Consider the following 22156-nt stretch of genomic DNA (forward strand, 5'->3'; position numbering starts at 1 on the left):
CCTTGCTAACAGCCACACACATTGCCAAGCCGCTCAAGCCAACTCTCAAACCCAAGCTTGGCAAAGAGTGTGTCTTAGCGGTCATTTTAGGACAAGACACACCAACAAAAAAAATGAACAAATTGTTTGACATAAAAAAAAACAAAAATCAACGGCTGACAAAAAAAGATTTTGTTATCGGGACAATTATCGCAGTTGTGATGCTGACAATTTGGATTGTTGGAAGTTCAGGAATGAGTTTGATTGCAACATTCGTTCCCGGACTTATTTTCGCTTGGACAATATTTGCAATTCTCTACTTCAAACAAATTGAACTTCCCGACTATAACATATTTTTACCTCTATACTTCTTGACATTAGGGTGGCAATTCTTTCACTTTACCGAAGAGTTTATGACAAATTTCAAAGAATTGTTTCCAACAACTTATGGCGGACAACCTTATTCCAATAATACATTTGTTGCTTTCAATATGAGTGCATATTTTATATTTATTGTTGCACCGATTTTAGTTTACTTTAAAGGACTGAAATTTTTTTTATTGCCTACATTGTTTTTCATTGTTTATGGTGCAATGGGAAACGCTATTTCTCACAGTTGGTGGAGTATTTATTTAGGTAAGTATTTCCCAGGACTTTATACTGCACAAGCATATTGGATTTTTGCACCAATAATTTTGACAACACTACTAAAATCAAAAAGGCTGACAGGAATTTTGATTGTTGCAATGACGATTACATTAGCTTTGACCTTGACACTTTTAATGAAATGATAAACTAATAAGAAAAAACGAACCGCTAACACCGTATTGGCAATAGTCGGGCTGAACGGCTTCGTATCAAAGGAAGTGCAAAACTCAACTTCTGTTCTTCGATTGAACTTCAGTGCTAAAAATCCCGCCCATCGCCAATACGCGGCACGTTAGCTGCAACCCTAAAGAACAGACGACAGTGCAAAATTTAACGAACAGACAGACGACAAAAAAGCCAACCCGCAAAATGGCACATTTGGTTTTTTCCGACACACGAGCCAACGCTCAAAAAACCAAAAGAGCCATTTTTTTGCCAACGCTTAATAAAGACGACCAGCTGACTTTAGACGCTGAGAAATACGTTCTTTGAAATCCTGTGGAGAACTTACTGTGACTTGTTCTCCGAAAGAAAGAATCAATCGTTCCAACTCAAAATTTGGAATGACTTTGATTTTGACCTCAAGACCAGTTGGGTCATTCTTGTGCTTTTGACTTGGATGAATAGGCTTTGTAATGACATAGGGAGCAACTTCAGGAGAAAACTTCAAGACGATTTCCTGTAAGATTCCACTTTCGGGGCGGGTAACACCAACCAAATCGAAAAAGTACTCTTCCCAATCGGTTTCTGACTGTTTGTATTTCTGGGCAGTTTCAGACAATGACTCAATTCGGTCTAAGGCAAGATTCCAATTCGGAACCTGATTGTCTGCATTGAGACCATAGACAAACCACCTATTGTTATACTGCTTTAAATAGTATGGATGAAAAGTAATCTCGTATGGTTCAGAACTTTTAAAATCCTTGTATTGAACGAGTAAAACGCGCTCATTAACTATGGCATTGAACAGTGGAGTTAAAAAATGAAGACCTTTAAGGTCAATATTGCTCTCAAAGCTGATGATTTCACTTTTACGCTCAATTAAGCCAAACTTAGATTCGAGCATTGGAATCATTTCATTGACCCACTCAAACTGAGGTGTGCCAGAGAAACGAGAAAAAATTTGAAGGGCTGACTTTATTTGTTCGGCTTCCGAATCATTTAAAGGTTGATTGCTGATTGAAAAAGATAAATCTTCATATCGATAAAATACTTTTCGACCGTGACGAATTCTGCCGAGCGGAATTGACCAGCCTACATCACTTTCCATGAAACGGATGTCATCAAACAGTTGCCTTCTTTGTATTCCTTCGCTGTTTGGGTCAAAATCAATCAATGCTTTATTGCATTCTTCGAGTAGGTCTTCCCAAAAATACATCCTACCCGTGTTGCGAAAGCAACGGTCTAAGACTTGATAGCGGATAAGTGCATTTTTGTTGACAGACATAGCTTAAAGACTTTTAAGTGCAGGTTGAATGCCCAGCACAAAGATACTTTTATTCCCTGAATGAGCAATGTAATGAATGGGAATACAAAATACGCTTTTGTAACTTATTTTTATCTGTATCTTTACCGTGCAGATTGAGTGCACAGAAGCATTATACTTTTGCAGAAGTTCTTTGAAACACTTGCCACAAGATATTGATTCGTGGGTGCTGGTCTCAGATTTCGGTTTGAGACAATGATCGGCATCTTCTCCCAACCTCTGGTTGGGATGAATGTCACTTAGGCATTTTTTTAACAGCGGTTATTGATTTCACTATCAATAATATGAAGTTGTTATTGATGTAATTATTAGTGATGAATAGGTATTGATTTCAGTTGTAATGATTGAAATATTCATACAAAAAGAGTATCCGGCAGGTGTTTTCAAAGTCGTTCAAAACTTTAGACATGAAAATTGAACAGGCACATATCGACCAAATACGGAAGCAATTTGCAGAACTGCAAAGCAAGGAGGAATTAGTAAAACTATTAAGTGACGCTAAAAACATGCTGTATGGTGAGGAATGCAAGCCAGTTCAATTAAAATCATTGACCTATTACGCTAATCCTACCCTTTGTAAAAAGCGTTATCAGACTTTTACCATCAAGAAAAAGTCGGGTGCAGACAGAACCATCAATGCACCCGTGAAAGGGTTAAAATCTATCCTTCGCTCTCTAAACTTTGTGCTTCAATGCGTATATGAGCCACATGAAGCAGCAACAGGTTTTATTTTGGAAAAGTCAATTGTTGACAATGCCAAAAAGCACGTGGGGCATCATTACGTGTTGAATATGGACTTAAAAGACTTCTTTCACACTTTCGACAGATACAGAGTGAAGATGGGCTTCATCTATGAGCCTTTTAACCTGAATGGAGACAAAGAACCGTTAGCATTTCTGTTGGCAAGTCTTTGTACCCATCCTTTTAAAATTGATGGAGAGGAAAAAACTGTTCTCCCACAAGGTAGCCCGACATCTCCGACTTTAACCAACATTCTTTGCAAAAAGCTTGACCGCAGACTTACCGGACTTGCCAACCGATTTGGTGCAACGTATACAAGGTACGCTGACGATATTACATTTTCGTCACCGCACAACATCTATACGGATGAAGAATTCAACAAGGAGCTAAAGCGAATTATTGAAGAAGACCAAAAACTGATTATCAACCCGAAGAAAACACGTTTACAAAAAGCAGGGTATCGCCAGGAAGCAACAGGATTGATTGTAAACTACAAGGTAAATGTCCGCAGGAGATATGTGAAGCAAATCCGCATGTGGCTATACTATTGGGAAAAGTACGGCTATGAAAAAGCGGAACAGATTTTTAAACGGGATTACATTGCCGATAAAAGCCAGGTAAAAAACATCAATGCCCATTTGGTGAATGTGCTTGACGGGAAATTGGAATTTTTGAAAATGGTGAAAGGAATTGAGGATGGGACTTATAAGGGGTTGAAGGTGAGGTTTGATAAATTGACTGGATTGAAAGAAACAAAGGATCAATCCAAGATTGACCTTAATTCTGTTTTAAATACATTGGTAAACAAAGGACTCAATAAAGCCATGAACCTTTATAGTAAATTCAAAAATCAATAAATATGAACGAAGAAGACTTGAGAAAATTCATAGAGTTTACAAAAACCTTGCTAACACAATTGCAAGGGCAAAATGAGTATGCTTGGTTTTTTGAGTCTTTCAACCTTGAAATAGTCAATAGCTTTTTCCAAAACGGAGCCAATACCTCTGGACTTGATAAATTTCAAAGCATTACAGAATCTGACGTTGGTAGAATAAAGGCTTATTTAAGTTTCGTTGATAAAAAGGCACTGAACTATGGTAAAGAGTTTTACAAGGATATTGTAGAAGATAATCTCAGAAAAGAACTTATTAAAGACTTTAAAGCGATGAAAATCGCATTAAAAAATGAAGATATCGTGGAATTTGGACGAAGACTTTCCTTACAATTAGAAAACATATATAATTATTCTCTTTCTGAATTAAACGTGCATGAATTGATCCATTCAAATAAAGATTTTTATTCCAAAGTGCCATTCAAATGGAGTGAACGTGCTAAGTCCTATGATTACGATATTTTCAAGTCTTTCTATTCTTTTAATAAAGAATTAAGGGTCTACTCTCCAGTGGAATTATCAAAAGTCAGTTTCAACACAAAATCTGTATTTCTAATGCATTACTTCAATTATTCAGTAAACAAATTTAATATAGATGACATCTACTTTTTAAGAAACAAAGGCAGTCATAGAGGAACATTAAATGAAGATGAAAAAAATAAGCTCCAAAGTATATTTAATGATTTCGATAAAAACTACAGTTTTTATCATAAAGTACTTTTTGATGTTGTAAACGGAATAAAAAACATACGATAAAATGCAGATACACCGCACAGATAAAACAAACTTTGCATGAAAGAATAATAGCCATGAATATTTTTGACCATTTCCAGCATATCAATCTTACTAACTACCAACGCAATGCGTTGGAAAAACTTCACGATTTTTTAGTAAGCGATGAGCGGGTGTTTATTCTACAGGGATATGCTGGAAGTGGTAAAACAACCTTGTTGAAGGGTTTTGTTGAATATCTGCAATCTTTGGAAAAGAAATACCAATTAATGGCTCCTACTGGTAGAGCCGCCAAAGTCATCAGAGAAAAAACAAATAAAGAAGCCACCACGATTCACCGTGGCATTTACAACTTTGAAAGGTTGGATGCCATTGAAGCAGAAAATGAACTTGTGGAAGAACAATCTTACCATTATGTTTTTCCTATCAATCAAAGTAGTGAAGATCAAAACATTCTCATCATTGACGAAGCGTCTATGGTTTCAAGTAAAGAATCTAAGCATGAATTGTTTACATTCGGCACAGGTTTTTTGCTCAATGACCTTCTAACATATGCTAAAATTTCAACCAGCAATAACAAGCTCATATTTGTTGGTGACCCTGCACAGCTACCACCGGTAGGTGATAACAAATCACTTGCTCTTGACCCTGATTATTTTAGTCGTGACCTTAATTTAAGTACTAAAACAGCTGAATTAAGGGAGGTGGTTCGACAAAAAGATAACTTAATACTAAAAAACGCTGAAAAAATAAGAAACCTGATTTTTTCTGAAAAACGTAATGAATTAAAGTTTGATTACGATGCAGAAAGTTTTGTTCAATCCAATCCCAATGATTTTTATGAACATTTCGCAGATTCCTTTCCCACTAAAAAAGTTGGCGATGGGGTAATTATTGCGTATTCGAATGGTCAATGTTTTCATAACAATATAGCTATTAGGGAAAAGCTATTTCCCAATCAAAAGGATCTGGTGGTTGGTGATATTATTCTCATCAACAATAATAACTACCATACCTATTGCACTGAATTATTCAATGGAGATTTAGCACAAGTTGTGGAAGTTAATCCAGACACAATAAGTCAATCAGCTCCAGTAATGATAGATAAAAATGGAAAGAAGGAAAGAATAATTATTTCATTAAGGTTCAAGTGGATTAAAATTCGTCTTCCACATTTTTCAGAAGATATTTCATGCTTAATACATTACGACTTACTGAACTCTGTGAATAGGGACTTGAGTATAGATGAAATGAAAGCCGTGTACATCAATTTTTTAATCCGCTTTAATGAGAAGCAAAAAGAACGAAAAGAAAAAGGGCTACATAGTTATAAAATAGGAAGTGAGGAGTTTAAAAACACTCTAAAGTCTGACCCATTTTTTAATGCTCTTAAAATTAAGTATGGCTACAGCATTACGTGTCATAAATCACAAGGTGGTGAATGGGAAAAAGTTTTTGTTGATTATAGCGGTAGAGTAAGTTTAAAAACAGAACCCTTAAAATGGTGCTATACAGCTACTACCAGGGCGAGAGAGTCAGTAATTTGTTTAAATGCACCAAACTTCGGTGTGTTTAGCCAATTAAACTTTAGTCCTATAGGCCAAATTGGTCATTTTCCTAAAAATGCAATTTCTTATCTTGGTGTCAAAGATTCTCCTTTTCATAATAGCAATGCACACAAATGCAAAAGTTTAAAGTATTGGGAAATTTCTGAAAAACTGGAAAATACAAATTTTAAAATTGAAAATGTATTCTCGCCTGTAAATGGATTTTTAGAAAGGTATTTTATTAATAACGAAAAAAACGAGATTATAGAGTTGGATGGGCATCACAATGGTGCCGGATACTTTACCCAAGCCTTCAAAGCAACGAGTAAACTTGAATTACCTGATGCAACAGAATTAGAGACAATCTTTAACGCTCCTTATGAAAGGCATTACTTGATTGATTGGAATCCTGCTGAGTATTTTCTGAAAGAATTACATTCTTATGTGTTACAAGCCTGCGATGAAAGTAATAGCACCCTCACGAATGTAGTCAAAACTGGAAACTATGATGTAACCTATTACTTCATTACAGATTCTGTATGTTCATATATTCAATTTTATTACAATGGCAAAAAACAATTAACTTCTGCTATGCCAAAAAAAATTGGAGAAGATGATGATGAAAAGCTAAAATTAATTATATCAAATTTAGAGTCTTATGTCAATTAAAGATGTTACAGAATTGTGCAAAGCTGATCAATTAGAAGAAGCGTTACAAATTGTAAATGCCGAATTGGAGTCAGACCCTGAAAACATTTGGAACAAACGTGCTGCTGCGTGGGTGTATTATTATCATCTCAAAAAAAATGCCCAGCCAGAATCATTTGAAGCCTTTAAGGAAAATCTCAAAAAGATTAAAAATCTGCAATTACCCGAAGATGAGAAAATGGTCTTTGACAATTGTGCTTGGCAAATCGGTAGTTTGGTTTTTGGCTTACAGAAAACAGAACATATTGATTATTTCAAAATCAATGAGTTATTTGAAATTATCAGGAACTTTCATTTCACTAAGCCATCTGAGGCGTATTCCTTTATTTACAAAGCCTTTCACAAAGGCTATCAAAACTGGTCAAGCTATCTAACTTTTGCTGACTGGTGGAATTTCGATAACCTGCGTGCCGAAGACTATTTAAAAGAGGAATTCAATGGCAAAAAAATAATGTCTATTGCCGAACAGGCATACATTGCTTATTCCAAGAAGCTTTTAGAAGGAGAACCTCAAGATCCTATTGGACAACAAAGAGTGATTGACAAGGAAAAGATCCAATATTTCTTGCCAAAACTTGATGCTTTGATAGATAAACATCCTGACTATCAATATCCGCCCTATTTCAAGGCTAAGCTCCTTTTGGCATCAGGTAGTGATGAAAATGTTCTATCTGCATTTATACCTTTTGCCAAGCAAAAGAGAAATGACTTTTGGGTGTGGGAACTGATGGCAGAAATATTTTTAGAAGATAAAGACATTCAGTTTGCTTGTTATTGCAAAGCCCTGAGCTTAAAAACCCCCGAAGACTTTTTAGTTAAGTTAAGACAGACTTTTTCTGAAATGCTCATTGAAAAAAAAATGTACAATGAAGCCAAAACGGAAATACAAAAAGTTATAGCAACAAGAGAGAAACACGAATGGAAGTTGCCGAATCAAATAGTGCAATGGACAGAACAAGAGTGGTATAAATCTGCCATAGCTAAAAAGGATAACCAAGATTTGTATTCAAGCCACATCAAGCAAGCAGAGGAAATATTGTTTCAGGAGATCCCCGAAGAACTCATCGCAGTTGAATTTGTGAACGAAAATAAGAGTATGCTGAATTTTGTGAAGGATAAGCGGAAATTTGGATTTTTCAATTACTCAGGCAATTTGACGAAACCACAAATTGGCGACCTTTTAAAAGTACGTTTTAATGGAGACGGACAAGATGGTTTTTATAAAATCCTTTCTGCTAAAAAAGCTGACTCTAATGTGGCATCTGATGCAATGAAAGATTTTGAAGGAACAATAAAGGTAATTTCTCCACAAAACTTTGGTTTTATAGAAGACATCTTTGTTGAACCCAAAATTATAGAAGAAAGCAAGCTAACTGATGGACAGCAGGTAAAGGGAAGAGCGATACTATCATTCAATAAAAAGAAAAATGAATGGGGATGGAAAGCAATAGAAATCAAATAGCCAACCCTCACAGCCACACACATTGCCAAGCCGCTCAAGCCTACGCTAAAACCCAAGCTTGGCAAAGAGTGTGTCTGTCCCAACCCGCGACCAAAACGACCGACAAACAAACGGACGAAAAAGAACAACGAAGGCACAACATCACCTATACGCAAGCAGGGGTTTCGTGCTTCGTAGGACAGGAAAGTGGTAAATTTAAAGTTCAGTTCTTCGTATGAAGTTCAGTGGTAAAATGCCCCGCCCGGCGCATAGCCGCAAACCGTTAATATTTCATTCCTACATCACAGAAATTTTGTATCTTAGCATTATAGCAATTGCAGCTAAAACGTATGTCAAACCAGTGAGTGATTCGGTGAGTTGGAAAAAGGGAAGTTTGTAAAATACTGATAAATAGATTGATAGAAAGTAGGTTCGATTCCCCTACGGGCTACAGAGAAATGCTCAGCGAAAGCTGAGCATTTTTAGTATAAAGTAGTGAGTATTTAGTATTAAGACCGAAGGCGAAACGTATAGGCCGGATTAAAATTTATACGTAATTCCTACATTGAGTACAGATACACCATATCCCAATTCTGCGAAGGCGCCTAATTTCTCACTGAAAAAATATCGGCTACCCAAAAATCCGCTTAATCCCATTCCGCTACTGTAATTGTCTGCCACATCTAAACCATCTCCATCTGAGGAGTAGCTCACGATATTAAAACCCAACATCAATCCACCATATACATCCAATTTTGGTGCAGAAGTAAAACCATTATAATGGTAAGCACCTCGAATTCCAGTGATCAAGTAATTCCATTTTGAGGTATAATTTCCGCTATTGTATTTGTACGCTGTGTTACCTACATATGCACCAAGAGAAATTACCCCAGGGCCATTCATGTCCCACATGCCATAATCAAGTGATAGACTTAAAGCTGGACGTGCCTTTCCCAGTCCTCCTAAGGCGGTTCCAAGTCCGAAACCAGCATTTATAGCTGTTGTTCCTTTTTTAAATTGTTGGCCTTGGACTTTAAGCGCGGCCAATAGAACCGTAATAATAATGGTTAGTCTTTTCATATTTAGTTTGCTTTTTTATAGATATACTCCCTAGTTTCCACCAGCTTATTGGTTGCTCTATCGTAGATTTCTGCCTTAGTAGGATATCCGGAATCGTTGTAGGTATATTTCCAGATATGATCTAAGAAGATCGAGGTTCCTGCAACACCCCCACCCGTCAACTTTTGGCTCTTGGCATTATTGATTGAATAAGTTTTCCATTTCCAGGGAAACCCTGTCATCCGATAATTCTTGTCATCAAAATCGCTAAATTCCATAATGCTTAACAATGTACCATCTGTATTTAATTCAGTCCTTAAGAGATTTTCACCTTTACTATCAAATGTATATTTATTGAGGGCATGCCCTTGACCATTCAAGGCTGAAATCTTTTCTAATACCATATTGTTCGTATATTCAAAATGTAGGTTCACCACCCCATTTGGATAGGTCCAAGTTCCGGAAACCGGTTTATCATCAGTTCCATAGGCATAATCTTCCCGATAAACATGTTTTCCAGCATGGTTATGGGTTGCTGATATCATATTTCCCTTATCGTTATAGGTGAAAACTGCTGTACTTTCCCCAACTCCATCCTTTGGATGGATCCGGTATGTAGTTATTTGATTTTCTTCATTATATAAAAAGGAAATGTCAGTCACCCCGTTCACTTTCTCCTCGACAAGTAATAGCTGATTGCCTTGGACTATCCCTGAATAACACGGGCTTTGCTCATCATTGGGGTCGCAATCTTCACCCTTGGAGCAGGACATCATAGTCACTGCGATAAAAAAAATCCAAATGTTGCTTTTCATTATTGTTTTCATGTTCACTTTTTTTTTATTTTTTAATATTAATAGCCAATAACAATGGAAGCAGAATTATCGACTCCGTTTCCAGGTTTTGGTATAAAATCAAGTTGAAATTCGTTTACTGCTCCTTCCCTTTTATACCAGTCTTCAATTTTAAGGTCGGTTGTTTTTCCGTCTTTTTTCAATTTGGCAGTAACCTTATACCTTCCTATGGGTATATCCCAAAGCTCACTTCGTTGGGTCCATTTTTTATCGCCAAATTTTAAGACAATCGTTTTTCCTGTTGATCCATCGATCAGCGGACCTGTAGGTTTCAGCGTAATCTCCATGTCCTTCTCATCTTCGTAAAAACCATAATCGGTCGTTAGCATGACGGTTCCGCCATAATAAGCTTCCGCTTCCCAGGGCATATCTCCTTCCAGCTTCCAGGAAAAATTGCGTACTGCACCCTCCTCATTGAAAGCATCGGTTCCATCCGGAAAAAGCTCCATCGTGTAGACTTTTCCATTATATTGCTTGTCTATATAGGCAAAAGCCCGCCAAGAACCTGGGAGAGACTTTATGCGGTAAGTTCCCGACTTATCTGTCGTACCATGAATATAGGATGCATACAACATGGTATTGTCTAAAAGAATACGAACGTCTGAAAGGGGTTCACCTTTTGAATCTGTTACCTTGCCAGTGGCATAGCCTTTTTCTGGTCCAGCAGTACCTTCGCCTGTGTCAGCTTTATCACAACAGGCAAATAGTACCAAGGATATAGCTGTCCAAATTGCTTTTCCAATTGTCATTTTCATAATCGTTTTATTTTATTTTCAATTCTGTTAATTTTCGAATGTTACTATCGTTCTAGTAGAAGAACTATTTCTTTTTTTCGGATCTGACTACCAAGAGAGAATGTGTTCTCATAATTTTTTCTGTTAAGGTTTATTTTCATCTCAAAATTAGACCATCCTGATTTTCTATCTTACCCCCCAAAGGGGGTTTTTATCCAAAGCTCTTATACCTATCTTTGTATCAGTATTAACCTGATAATGAACCGTTATGATCTTAAAGCATTTATACAGGGATTTGCTCCGACCATTAATCATGTGCTATATGTTATTGGTGCTGATGCTAGGAATGAGCATGAAGGCAACAGCACAAGCAAGAATGGTAGATTCCTTAAAAAGGGAATTGGAAAAGAAGAATATTACAGTAGAAAAACAGCTTGAATTGTACGATGCACTCCTCTACATCACCTGGGAACATGATGCTGCCTCAGGAATTGAATTTGGAAAAAAAGGTATAGCACTTGCGAAAAAACAGGATCACAAGAAGTGGCTTTCCATTCTTTATAGCCATACGGCGATGTCCTATTTCTACCTAACCCAGTATGATTCGGTCCACTATTAACAAGATCTCGCCTTTGAACCGGCAAATGAGTTGCCCAGCCTCACGCCATTGGCAAATGCACACATGAACAAGGGAACTATTTATAAAATGCAGGACATGCATGCTGAAGCGCTCAAAGAATACCTGAAGGCTTTACAATTATTTGAAAAAGAAGGTCACGACGTAGGTAGAGGTATGGTGCTGGGAAACATCTCGCATGTCTATTTACAATTGAGGAATTTTGAAAAGGCCGAAAAATACCTCAAAGAGTCCGAAGCCATAGCCATTAAAAGCAATGATAAGGAAGCGCTTGGTTCTGTAGCTATTGCCTTGACTAACATCTATCAGGAGACTGATATGCCTAAAGCGATAGCATATGCCAGTCGTGCAGCAGATATTTATCATCAATTGGGAAATAAATATAGTGAAGCAGTTGCCCTCTACATTTTGGGACGCTGCTATCAGGAATCTGGTAATTACCAGCAGGCACCCTATTATACAGAGCAGGGCCTTGTTTTGGCCAAAGAGGTTAATTACCCCAATCTCCTCGCCCAACTCTATGTAAATTTATCCAATGTCCGGTATCATCAAAAAAAGTATCAAGAAAGCGAAACGCTTGCCCTAGCGGCAAAATCAAAAGACTCTACTAATCTGGAGATTAAACACAATGCACTGTTGAACCAAGTCCGAAACAACATGTATTTGGGCAATTTTGAACAGTCAGCAAAATACTTGGATGAATATACCGCCTCCATACAGCAATTAGCGACTGATGAATATCAAGGATCAATCTCCAACCTGGAAGCCAAATATGAAACAGAAAAAAAAGAATTACAGATAAACGCATTGGAAAAACAACGACAACTTTATATCTGGCTAGGTGTGGCCATAGCTGGCGGTCTTTTAGTGGCCTTGGCATTTGCCTATATTCGCTATCGATTGGCTGTAAGTAAACGTAAATTGGCCGAAGAAGAAAGTCACAGACTCGAACAGGAGAAGCAATTGGTGGCTGTACAAGCCACCCTAGATGGCGAAGCCGCAGAAAGATCTCGCCTGGCAAAGGATTTACATGATGGCCTAGGGGGAATGCTCTCCGCGGTAAAGATGAATCTTCCACAGATGAACGGCGATGCGATATTGGAGGCAATGGATGTTACTCGATTGCAGACCGCTTTAGGGATGTTGGACGACTCCATTCAAGAACTTCGTAGGGGTAGCTCATCACATGATGCCCGAATCCTTATTACGTTATGGACTAAAAGTATCTCTATCTGATTTTTGTGCTGCCATACCGATCGCAGATTTCCATTATTTCGGCGATGAAGCTCGATTGCCCAGTAAAATGGAAATCATGGTTTATCGGTGTATCCATGAACTCGTCAACAATTCGCTAAAACATGCTGTAGCTTCGCATATCAATGTGCAATTGGTACAGGAGTCAAACCGGATATCCTTTACCGTTCATGACGATGGAAAAGGCTTTGATCAACAACAAGTAGCAGAAGGGATGGGTTTGCGGAATATTCGACAACGAGTGGAAGCCTTTCAAGGAAAATTGCATATTTATTCTTCTGTGGAAGGAACAGAGGTTCATGTTGAATTGGAACTGCAAAATAATGTAGATCATGATTAAAGTAGCTATAGTAGATGACCATAAGATCCTAACTGAGGGACTTAGTGCCATAATTGAAGAATCTGGACTGGCAAGTGTCGTCTTCATAGCGCACAATGCTGCTGCATGCATGGATTCCATCGGTCATTGGAAACCGGATGTGCTCTTGCTTGATGTCGGACTTCCAGATTTGAATGGTGTTGATTTCTGTAAAGAACTTAAACAGCGATATCCTGACCTTCAAATCATGGCCCTTACCACCCATAATGAATATAGCGTGGTCAGACAAATGCTAGAAAACGGTGCCTCTGGATACCTGGTCAAAAATGCGATGACTGAAGAGGTATTAACCGGCATTCAAGAAGTGGCCAAAGGACAAGTTTTTCTATGCCATGAAGTGGATGTGTTGATGAAAAAACCAAAGGAAACCCAACTATGGTTGAGCCAACGCGAACGTGAAATGTTGAAACTGATTGCCGAAGGATTGACAAACAGCGAAATAGCTGACCGAATTTTCTTAAGTCCCGAAACTATTAAAAGCTACCGAAAAAATCTGCTGTTGAAGTTGGACGCGAAGAACACGGCGGTACTGGTGCGGGTCGCCTTAGAAAAGAAATTGATCTGAAAAGATGGGAAATCAGTAACCTAACTATCCCCATCCTTAGTATTTAGCACCCTTTCAAATTCGAATTTCCGTCGGAAGCAGAAGGGAATTTACTTAAACTAAATAAGATTACCATTCGCATATCGCTTGACATAGAATTCAATATGTTTAGCGATAAAACCCTTTGTATTTTCGCCAAACTGTCCTATTATTTATGCCTTGGCTATTTCAAACATGACTTTCCGTTGAAATGTTAGCTTCGGAGTAAAAGCATACTGAAAGTAACATAAAAGTATGTAAAATGTATGCTTTACATACTATTCCATTACTTTAGCCTTGCTTTAAACATGCTTAAACCACGATTCTGACCTAACATCAAACATATTTTGAAGGCTTATCCTAAAAACCACTTGGAGAAAATGGATAATAAATGTTAATCAAAATAACCAACTCATATTTTGATTAAAACTTTCTATAAGGTTAACAACGTTTCAAAAGTTAAACGGTTTTAGCAAGCTTTATTCTAATGCAATGTTACAATAAACAAAAGTTTAATAAAATCTTAATAGAATTTGTAGTTGTTTGTTGATATATTTTCATGTTGCCCAACATTTATAATCCCATTATAAACATATATTGTTCTTAATAGATTTTTTTGAATAATGTCAGTTCACTTCAATAAAATCTTTTTATATATTGGACCTCATAAATTACTTGAGTACCATTAATCTTTTAGATTCTTTAACTCACAATTATTTAACGTCCTAAATTATTTTATCTATGGGGTATCTTTATTCTCCAATTTTTGAGAGGAACTCTCAATTATCTTGGTGGAGACAAAACAGGCTCAATCAAACATGGAAAAATTTAGTTGTTCTAGCTGTTGCGGGAACAATCTCGTTTTCTAGTTTGGCTGCTGACCCAATGTCATCAAAATTGAACGCAGGTGCTAAAATCTCGGCATCAACACTTCAAAACACTATTTCAGGTACAGTTGTGGATGCTGGCACCAATCAACCGATTGCTGGTGCTACCGTTACGGTAAAAGGCAAATCCACTGCTGTGAGTACCAATGACCAAGGTAGGTTTACCATTCAAGCGGCTGGTAACGAGACTTTGATCGTCCGTTTCTTAGGTTACAATGAACAGGAAGTAGCGGTTAACAACCGTTCTACTTTTACCGTTCGTTTATCATCTTCAGAAAAACAGATCGAAGAGGTAACCGTAGTTGCAACGGGTTACCAAACACTTGACCGTAAATTCTTTACTGGAGCATCTACAAAAGTAAGTGCAAAAGATGCAGAACGTGCCGGTGTACCGGATATTTCACGTATGCTAGAGGGCCAAGTAGCAGGTGTATCCGTGCAGAACGTGTCCGGAACATTCGGTGCTGCACCGAAAATCCGTGTTCGTGGTGCAACCTCCCTATCAGGAGATAACAAACCTTTATGGGTTATCGATGGTATCATCTTGGAAGACGTAGTAAATATTTCCAATGAGGCATTGTCAACCGGAGACATGAGCACCTTGTTAGGTTCATCCGTTGCAGGTTTGAACCCGGATGACATCGAGAGTTTCAACGTGTTGAGAGATGCGGCTGCAACAGCGATGTATGGTGCAAGAGCGATGAACGGTGTAATCGTAGTAAATACGAAAAAAGGTAGAAAAGGAGATGGTAAGCCATTGGTAAGTTACACAGGTAACTTTACGACCTACCAAAAACCTTCTTATGCTGATTTTGACATCATGTCTTCTTATGATCAGATGGCGGTAATGATCGAGTTGAAAAACAAAGGTTATTTCCAAATCCCTTCTGCTTCTCGTGGTGCTAACGGTGGAGTGTTCTACAAGATGTACAATATGTTGTACGATTATGATCCTAACACCGGAACATTCGCCTTGAAAAATGACGCACAGAGCCAGATCGACTTCCTTTCCCGCTATGCAAATGCAAATACAGATTGGTTCGATCTATTGTTCCAAAGTAAGATCATGCAAGAGCACTCCTTAAGTGTTTCTTCCGGAACGGAAAAATCACAGAACTATAGTTCGGTTTCCTTCTTGAACGACCCAGGTATGACGATCGGTAATAATGTTAAACGTTTCACGGGTAACTTTAGATCCAATTATAAATTCAGCGACAAATTGACTGGGGAATTGATCGGTAATGGTTCTATCCGTGACCAATCAGCACCGGGTTCTCAGAACGTGCAATCCGATCCAGTTTATGGTTCATACTACAGAGGTTATGACATCAACCCGTATAACTATGCGTTGAGTACTAGCCGTTTGATCACCCCATTTGATGAAAATGGCCGTCGTGAGTATTTCGTGCGTGATTATGCTCCTTTCAACATTTTAACGGAAATGGAGAACAATTATGCTAAACTTTCTATGATCGACTTTAAGGTCCAAGGTGGTTTGAAATATGAATTTATCAAAGATTTAACGTATTCGATCAATGGTGCCTTCCGTTATACTAAATCAGAAAGCGAACTATTCTTAAAAGAAGGTTCAAATTACGTGCAATCTTTCAAGGCCATGGATGATGCAACCATCGTAGGATCTAACGGAAGGTTGTATAAAGATCCTGATTTTCCTAATAATCCAGCAGTATCTGTTTTGCCAGATGGAGGATTTTACAATATTACAGGCGATAATATGAAGTTCTACTACTTCCGTCAGGATTTGGAGTATGATAAAGAATTCAATGAGGACCATAGCTTGAACGTGTTTGCTTCCATGGAGATGAAAACTACGGACAGACAAGCTAAGTTCTTCGACGGGGTAGGTTATCAATACGAAAATGGTGGATTGGTATCTCCTTACTATAAATATTTCAAAGAAGCCAGAGAAGAGGGTAAACCTTACTTCGGTATGGGATATAATGCAGACCGTTGGGTTGGTTATTCCATGAGAGCAGCTTATTCCTACAAAGAAAAGTACCGTTTAAATGCGACAGGTCGTTATGATGGATCCAACAAAATGGGTAAATCAAGAACAGCACGTTGGTTGCCAACATGGAACATTTCCGGAGCATGGGATATCGATCAAGAGACTTTTTGGCCAACAAACGATTATTTAAGTGCTTTCTCGGTTAGAGCTACTTACGGTTTGGTAGCATCAATGGGTAATGCGACTAACTCCTCAGCTGTATTCTATAATCAGATTGCGAGAAGAAGAGAAATTGTAGACCAAGAAGTATTGACTTATATCTCCAGTTTGGAAAACTCTGAATTGACCTGGGAAAAAATGAAAGAATTCAACTTAGGTTTTGATTTGGGTTTACTTTCCAATAAGATTGACTTAAATGTGGATCTATATCAAAGAAAGAATTACGATTTATTAGGTTCTGTTCAAACATCAGGAATTGATGGTCAATTTACCAAGATCGCAAACTACGCGGATATGGAATCAAAAGGTATCGAATTGACTATTGCAGGTAATCCTATCAGCAACGAAAACTTCAGATGGAGAACACGTTTTAATTTCGGATACAACACGAACAAAATCACCAATTTAGATATCAATCCAAATATCTGGAGAGCCGTTTCCAATACAGGCGGTGCAGTTGAAGGATATTCTCAGCGTAGTTTATTCTCTATCCAATTTGATGGATTGAATCCTACTTACGGCTTCCCTACATTCATCGGTACTGATGGTCTAAAAACATCTTACATCAGTTTACAGAGCCAAACATTGGATTATTTAAAATATGAAGGTCCGGTTGAACCTACGTTCACAGGAGGTTTCTACAACCAACTTAGTTATAAAGGCTTTAACCTAACTGGATTGTTCACATTCTCTGCTGGAAATAAATTGAGATTGAGACCAACTATTTATGCTTCATATAACGATATGTCTGTCATGACAAAAGATATGTTGAATAGATGGATCATGCCGGGTGATGAAAACTTCACCAGTATTCCTGCGTTGTTAGACCCAATTTCTAACACAAATATCACGAACTCTACAGGAGGACAGGTTAGTGCACAATATCCATACAATGCGTACAACTACAGTACAGAGCGTGTCGTGGATGGCGGTTACCTGAAGCTAAAACAAGTTACTTTAGGATACTCCATTCCTCAAAAATGGTTGAGTTCAACTAAACTAGCGAATGCAAGTTTGAATTTGGTAGGAAACAATTTATGGACCATCATTGCTGATGAGCGCTTAAGAGGCCAAGATCCAGAGTTCTATGCTTCTGGTGGTGTGGCATTGCCAACATTAAGACAATTCACATTATCATTAAAGGTTGGATTTTAATAGGGATTTTTATGAAAGTATTAAATAAAATAAATGTTATATTATTAGCTGGACTAGCTTTAACGGCGAGTTCATGTAATAAATATTTGGATGTTGAACCGGATAACCGCACGACCATTAACAGTGTGGATAAAGTAGCACAATTGGTTGCAACGGCATATCCAGGTTATGACTATCTATCATTTGCAGAAGCAGCATCTGATAATGCAGAAGACAAAGGACCAGGAGTAGGATCGTCGGTGGATACACGCGATAGGCCTTACGTTTGGGAAGATCAGATCGGATCGGGCACAAACACGCCTACAAACTATTGGAATGGTTGTTATGAAGCAATTGCTGCGGCCAACCAAGCTTTAGAATCCATCGAGGAAAATCAATTTGGTGACGAAGTTTTACAATACAAAGGTGAAGCCTTGATTGCAAGAGCTTATGCACATCATATGTTAGCTATTTTCTTTGCGAAATCCTATGAAATTGGCGGAACAAATGATTCCCCAGGTATTCCTTACGTAAAAGCTCCAGGAACCAAAGTTTTTGGGGATTTTACCCGTGGCACCGTAAAATCCACCTATGAGAACATCGTTTCTGATCTGGAAGAAGGCTTAAAATATGTTTCAGACCAGAACTATCAAGTTCCAAAATATCACTTTACCAAAGCTGCGGCACATGCATTTGCATCTAGGTTATACTTATTCTTAGGAGAATGGCAAAAAGCGGCCGATCATGCAAGTTTATCAACACCTTCAGGTGAATTCTCGGGTAATTTAAGACCGATAAACACCACATTTAAAAACATGACTTCAGGTGAATTCAACGCAGCCTTTACCAGATCAGATGTAAAATCGACCTTGTTATTAACGAATGCTTATTCGACTTGGACATATGTTTCCTCTCCGAGATATGGTTATGGTGCCAAATTAGCACGTATGTTTACTGACCCACATGTAACGGGAGGTGTATTGGATAATAAAGTACTTTCATACGGTGCTCCAAACTACACCACCTACAAATGGTTATATTATTTCTTCTATACAGGTCCTGGCATTGGTTATCCATACATTATGCAACCCTTATTAACCTTGGATGAAGCGATTATGAACCGTGCTGAAGCAAATGCTGAATTAGGTAAATATGATCTAGCCGTAGCGGATCTGAACACGTTCTATAGTACAAAAATCAGGAACTATACACCGAGCTTACATACCTTGACATTAGAAAAAATCCAGACTTTCTATGTGGAGACCGATCCGAAAAAGGCATTGGTCAAGGCAGTACTTAATGCTAAAAAGGCAGAGTTCTTGGAGGAAGGTTTACGTTGGATCGATGTTACCAGAAGAAAATTACCGGTAGTTCACAATGTGATCAGTCCTACAAAAGAAGAAACAGAGATTGAGTTGGGACCTGAAGATCCTAGACGTGTTTTCCAGATTCCTGAAGAGGCTAAAATCGCAGGAATCGAATTAAATCCTAGATAATACCATTATGAAAATAGTAAATAAAATTTTAATCGCATTATCAGTAGTATGTGTGTTAGGATCTTGTGCTAAAGAGGAAGTGAAGAATGTTGATTTCTCCCAGTATAACGATGATGATCCACAGACCAAAACTGAATTAGATAATTGGTTGAAAACAACCTTTTTGGATGAGTACAACATTGATGTGGTTTACCGTTATAATCGTTATTACCATGATGTAGACCGCAACGTAACTCCTCCACGTTTGGACGCAGTTAAACCAACCATGGAATCCGTATTGAATGGTTATTTATTGCCATATAGAAAAGTGGGTGGCGTTGATTTCATCAAAAAAATGTCGCCTAAGGAATGGATTCTTTTCGGATCAAATTCCTATGCATCTGACGGCTCAGTATATGCTGGGACAGCTTCGGCTGGCCGCAGGGTGAACTTATATGGCATCAACAATTACAGTGCCTATGGTGCATTATTGGTTATCCACCACGAATTTGTCCACATTTTGAATCAATTGGTAAATATTCCAACAGATTTTGAATCGATATCTAAAGCAGACTATAAAGCGACTTGGTCAACAACTCCTGCTGATACGGCAAGAAAATATGGCTTCGTGACTTCGTATGCAAGTGGATCTTACACCGAGGATTATGCAGAAACTGCTGCACATTTATTGGTAAAAGGTCAAGCTTGGTACGATCGGTATGCGAATAGTTCTTCAGATGCAGGTAAAAGCAAATTGAAGCAAAAGGAAGCCAATGTTGCGAACTACTATACTTCCAATCTTAAGGTAAATTTTAGAGAGCTTCAAAAAGAAATTCAGAATTACTTGAAGAGCACTGTATATCCAAATGATCTTAAATTCCCTCAATACTTAGCAAGTACCTATAAAACGGTGACCATCAATCCTGGGAATGCTATTTATTCTAAATATGGTAAGCCCGCTGAGTTTCAAGCGGCTTATGATAAAATGAAAGCGGCGGTCCTAGCTTATAGTTCTACAGCAAAATATAATTTGGACTATGTTCAAGTTCGTTTTGAAGCAGATAATAAGGCTACAATCAGATGTGCTTTTACAGCAGCAGCAGGTGGAACACAATATTTGGCTGACTATTCATTTACATATGCCTATAATACTACTTCTGGTGACCTGACCTTTACGAAGGTTGAACAAGCAGGTACAACTGGGAATTATGCTAATGCCGCTTTATTTTCTGCCGGTTTTGCAAATAGCCTTCAGCCATATTTTACTGGAAAAACCTTTACAGCAGATTGGTTGAAAGCAGATGTAGAGGGTGCAGATTATAATTCCTTGGCAGGTTTTTATGAGAAGAACAATACTACAAATTATTGGTATGGCGTATTAGGACTATAATGATGATGAACTTAAAAAATATTTTATTTGGAGCGATGCTGTTGGTTGCGGCATCCTCCTGTCAAAAACAGGAAGAGGATTTAGTCTTTGGCGAATCACCAGATGTACGCATGAAAGCTAAAATCGATTCTATAAACAATGCCCTGACCACTGCGCCAAATGGCTGGAAAGCAACGGTTGGAACAGGTTTAAAGGGGGGATATGGGTTTTACATGGACTTTGACGATCAACAGGTGGTTAAAATGGTTGCCGACCTGACCGATGCCTCAGCAACAAAAATTGAAGGATCTAATTATCGTGTTAAACAGGATAATGGAGCTACATTGATTTTTGACACTTACAATTATATTTCCATGTTGAATGATCCCAATCCATCTGTTTACAACGGAACAATCCGAGAAGGACTTAGGAGTGACCTGGAATATAGGTTCTTACGTTCAAATGCAGATTCTATCATTTTTGTTGGAAAAAGATACAGCCAACAATTGGTGTTAGCCAAAGCTACAACGGCTGAAAAAGAGGCATATAATACGGGAGCATATAAGACTGGTATTGATAAGACCAAAATCATCTTCCAATCCTTCAAAAACCCATATATCGAGGTTAATATCGGAGGTGTTGCCACAAAGTTAGCTCTGTCCATATTTTCTGGCACAAAAACCCTTGATATCGGATCTGTTCTACCGGATAATAAAACCGTTTTGAATACGTTTAAGTTTGCTTTCAATCTAAAAGGTTTTGATATTTTAGCAGGCGGAAATCATAGGGATCTGGTTTTTACTAAAGGCGAAGTGGAAGGGAATAACATATTTATCCATGATATTGCGGGAAATAAATACGAGATCAAAAATAGCGCTAACCCAATTCTTCCTATTGAGGTGATGTTTTCTTTTGATGGGGCATTCAATGCAATAACGATTGCTGGAACTAAGCAGCCCGAAGGTGTTTCTTCAAGTTTTAACTCAATCTGGACAGCCCTAGTTAATTTCCATGCAGCAAATGGTATGGTGACCCACTCTGTGAACTTTAGGTTATCGACATCGAAAGTTGCTGTATTGGATGTCCGTTTCCAAAGCGGTAGTACCGTATACCTAGCAAGCGCGGAATATAATTACACCTTGACAGATGGTGTATTAAAACTAACAGCTCCAATTGCTACAAATGGTAACTGGAACAATGGCTGGGTATCAACAGCTGTTCGAAATTACTTCAGTGGTGGTGAATTCAAACTAACCTATATCTCAGGATCGGATCCTAACGCCGGTACTTTAGGAGGTTTGATTAAAGTCTCTGACCCAGCAGCCATATTCTATGGTAAACTATCGAAACTATAATAATTAATATAGAATCTAATAGATTAAGGGGGATTTGATATAAATCCCCCTTTTTATTTTTCTAAACTGTACAA

General features: G+C 38.0%; 17 protein-coding genes. 13 read left to right on the forward strand and 4 right to left on the reverse strand.

Features of this window, described 5'->3' with window-relative positions; genetic code table 11:
* The first annotated feature begins 2 nt into the window (after positions 1 to 2).
* Positions 3 to 770 (forward strand): hypothetical protein, encoded by a 768-nt coding sequence (locus CRJ00_RS08535; RefSeq protein WP_099366453.1) that lies wholly within the window; start codon positions 3 to 5, stop codon positions 768 to 770.
* A 299-nt stretch (positions 771 to 1069) separates the two neighbouring features.
* Here CRJ00_RS08535 and CRJ00_RS08540 read toward each other — a convergent pair whose 3' ends face one another.
* A complete protein-coding gene (locus tag CRJ00_RS08540) occupies positions 1070 to 2074 on the reverse strand; it encodes a helix-turn-helix transcriptional regulator (protein WP_099366454.1) in 1005 nt (334 codons plus the stop codon).
* Positions 2075 to 2520: 446 nt separating this feature from the next.
* Here CRJ00_RS08540 and CRJ00_RS08545 point away from each other — a divergent pair, with 446 nt between their 5' ends.
* The 4 genes from CRJ00_RS08545 to CRJ00_RS08560 are packed head-to-tail and all read left to right on the forward strand — an operon-like array spanning position 2521 to position 8195.
* Positions 2521 to 3711 carry a reverse transcriptase family protein gene (locus CRJ00_RS08545; protein WP_099366455.1) on the forward strand — a complete coding sequence of 397 codons (1191 nt, stop codon included), beginning with the start codon at positions 2521 to 2523 and terminating at the stop codon, positions 3709 to 3711.
* 2 nt (positions 3712 to 3713) lie between these two features.
* The gene (locus tag CRJ00_RS08550; RefSeq protein ID WP_099366456.1) at positions 3714 to 4502 is read left to right on the forward strand and encodes a hypothetical protein; all 789 of its coding nucleotides are present in this window, start codon (positions 3714 to 3716) and stop codon (positions 4500 to 4502) included.
* A gap of 53 nt (positions 4503 to 4555) precedes the next feature.
* Entirely contained in the window at positions 4556 to 6694 is a 2139-nt protein-coding gene (locus tag CRJ00_RS08555) for an AAA family ATPase (RefSeq protein WP_099366457.1), read from the forward strand.
* Entirely contained in the window at positions 6684 to 8195 is a 1512-nt protein-coding gene (locus CRJ00_RS08560) for a DUF7017 domain-containing protein (protein ID WP_099366458.1), read from the forward strand. Before CRJ00_RS08555 ends, CRJ00_RS08560 begins: the two co-directional genes overlap by 11 nt.
* Positions 8196 to 8714: 519 nt before the next feature.
* Here the strand turns inward: CRJ00_RS08560 and CRJ00_RS08570 are convergent.
* From CRJ00_RS08570 to CRJ00_RS08580, 3 genes are read right to left on the reverse strand one after another with little or no spacing between them, the layout of a single operon-like run.
* Entirely contained in the window at positions 8715 to 9254 is a 540-nt protein-coding gene (locus CRJ00_RS08570; RefSeq protein ID WP_099366460.1) for a hypothetical protein, read from the reverse strand.
* 2 nt (positions 9255 to 9256) lie between these two features.
* Complete coding sequence (locus CRJ00_RS08575) at positions 9257 to 10060, reverse strand: hypothetical protein (RefSeq protein WP_144038132.1); 804 nt, start codon at positions 10058 to 10060, stop codon at positions 9257 to 9259.
* A 26-nt stretch (positions 10061 to 10086) separates the two neighbouring features.
* The gene (locus tag CRJ00_RS08580) at positions 10087 to 10842 is read right to left on the reverse strand and encodes a carboxypeptidase-like regulatory domain-containing protein (protein WP_099366462.1); all 756 of its coding nucleotides are present in this window, start codon (positions 10840 to 10842) and stop codon (positions 10087 to 10089) included.
* Between the two features lie 274 nt (positions 10843 to 11116).
* Here CRJ00_RS08580 and CRJ00_RS08585 point away from each other — a divergent pair, with 274 nt between their 5' ends.
* The 8 genes from CRJ00_RS08585 to CRJ00_RS08620 all read left to right on the forward strand — a co-directional run bounded on the left by CRJ00_RS08585 (position 11117) and on the right by CRJ00_RS08620 (position 22082).
* Positions 11117 to 11440 carry a hypothetical protein gene (locus CRJ00_RS08585; RefSeq protein WP_180268456.1) on the forward strand — a complete coding sequence of 108 codons (324 nt, stop codon included), beginning with the start codon at positions 11117 to 11119 and terminating at the stop codon, positions 11438 to 11440.
* A gap of 48 nt (positions 11441 to 11488) precedes the next feature.
* Positions 11489 to 12694, forward strand: a complete 1206-nt coding sequence (locus tag CRJ00_RS08590; protein WP_373560869.1) for an ATP-binding protein — start codon at positions 11489 to 11491, stop codon at positions 12692 to 12694.
* Positions 12645 to 13052 (forward strand): sensor histidine kinase, encoded by a 408-nt coding sequence (locus CRJ00_RS08595; RefSeq protein ID WP_099366465.1) that lies wholly within the window; start codon positions 12645 to 12647, stop codon positions 13050 to 13052. The genes CRJ00_RS08590 and CRJ00_RS08595 overlap by 50 nt, the downstream gene beginning before the upstream one ends.
* Positions 13045 to 13656 carry a response regulator gene (locus tag CRJ00_RS08600; protein ID WP_099366466.1) on the forward strand — a complete coding sequence of 204 codons (612 nt, stop codon included), beginning with the start codon at positions 13045 to 13047 and terminating at the stop codon, positions 13654 to 13656. The genes CRJ00_RS08595 and CRJ00_RS08600 overlap by 8 nt, the downstream gene beginning before the upstream one ends.
* Before the next feature lie 903 nt (positions 13657 to 14559).
* Positions 14560 to 17904: a SusC/RagA family TonB-linked outer membrane protein gene (locus tag CRJ00_RS08605; RefSeq protein WP_180268457.1), complete on the forward strand. Its 3345-nt coding sequence runs from the start codon at positions 14560 to 14562 to the stop codon at positions 17902 to 17904.
* A gap of 11 nt (positions 17905 to 17915) precedes the next feature.
* Positions 17916 to 19379, forward strand: coding sequence for a RagB/SusD family nutrient uptake outer membrane protein (locus tag CRJ00_RS08610; RefSeq protein ID WP_099366468.1), 1464 nt, complete (start codon positions 17916 to 17918; stop codon positions 19377 to 19379).
* A 7-nt stretch (positions 19380 to 19386) separates the two neighbouring features.
* Positions 19387 to 20748, forward strand: a complete 1362-nt coding sequence (locus CRJ00_RS08615) for a substrate import-associated zinc metallohydrolase lipoprotein (RefSeq protein WP_099366469.1) — start codon at positions 19387 to 19389, stop codon at positions 20746 to 20748.
* The gene (locus tag CRJ00_RS08620) at positions 20748 to 22082 is read left to right on the forward strand and encodes a DUF4302 domain-containing protein (RefSeq protein WP_099366470.1); all 1335 of its coding nucleotides are present in this window, start codon (positions 20748 to 20750) and stop codon (positions 22080 to 22082) included. The genes CRJ00_RS08615 and CRJ00_RS08620 overlap by 1 nt, the downstream gene beginning before the upstream one ends.
* Positions 22083 to 22156 lie beyond the last annotated feature (74 nt).

This window comes from Sphingobacterium sp. 1.A.4, assembly GCF_002734245.1.
GTDB classification, from domain to species: domain Bacteria; phylum Bacteroidota; class Bacteroidia; order Sphingobacteriales; family Sphingobacteriaceae; genus Sphingobacterium; species Sphingobacterium tenebrionis.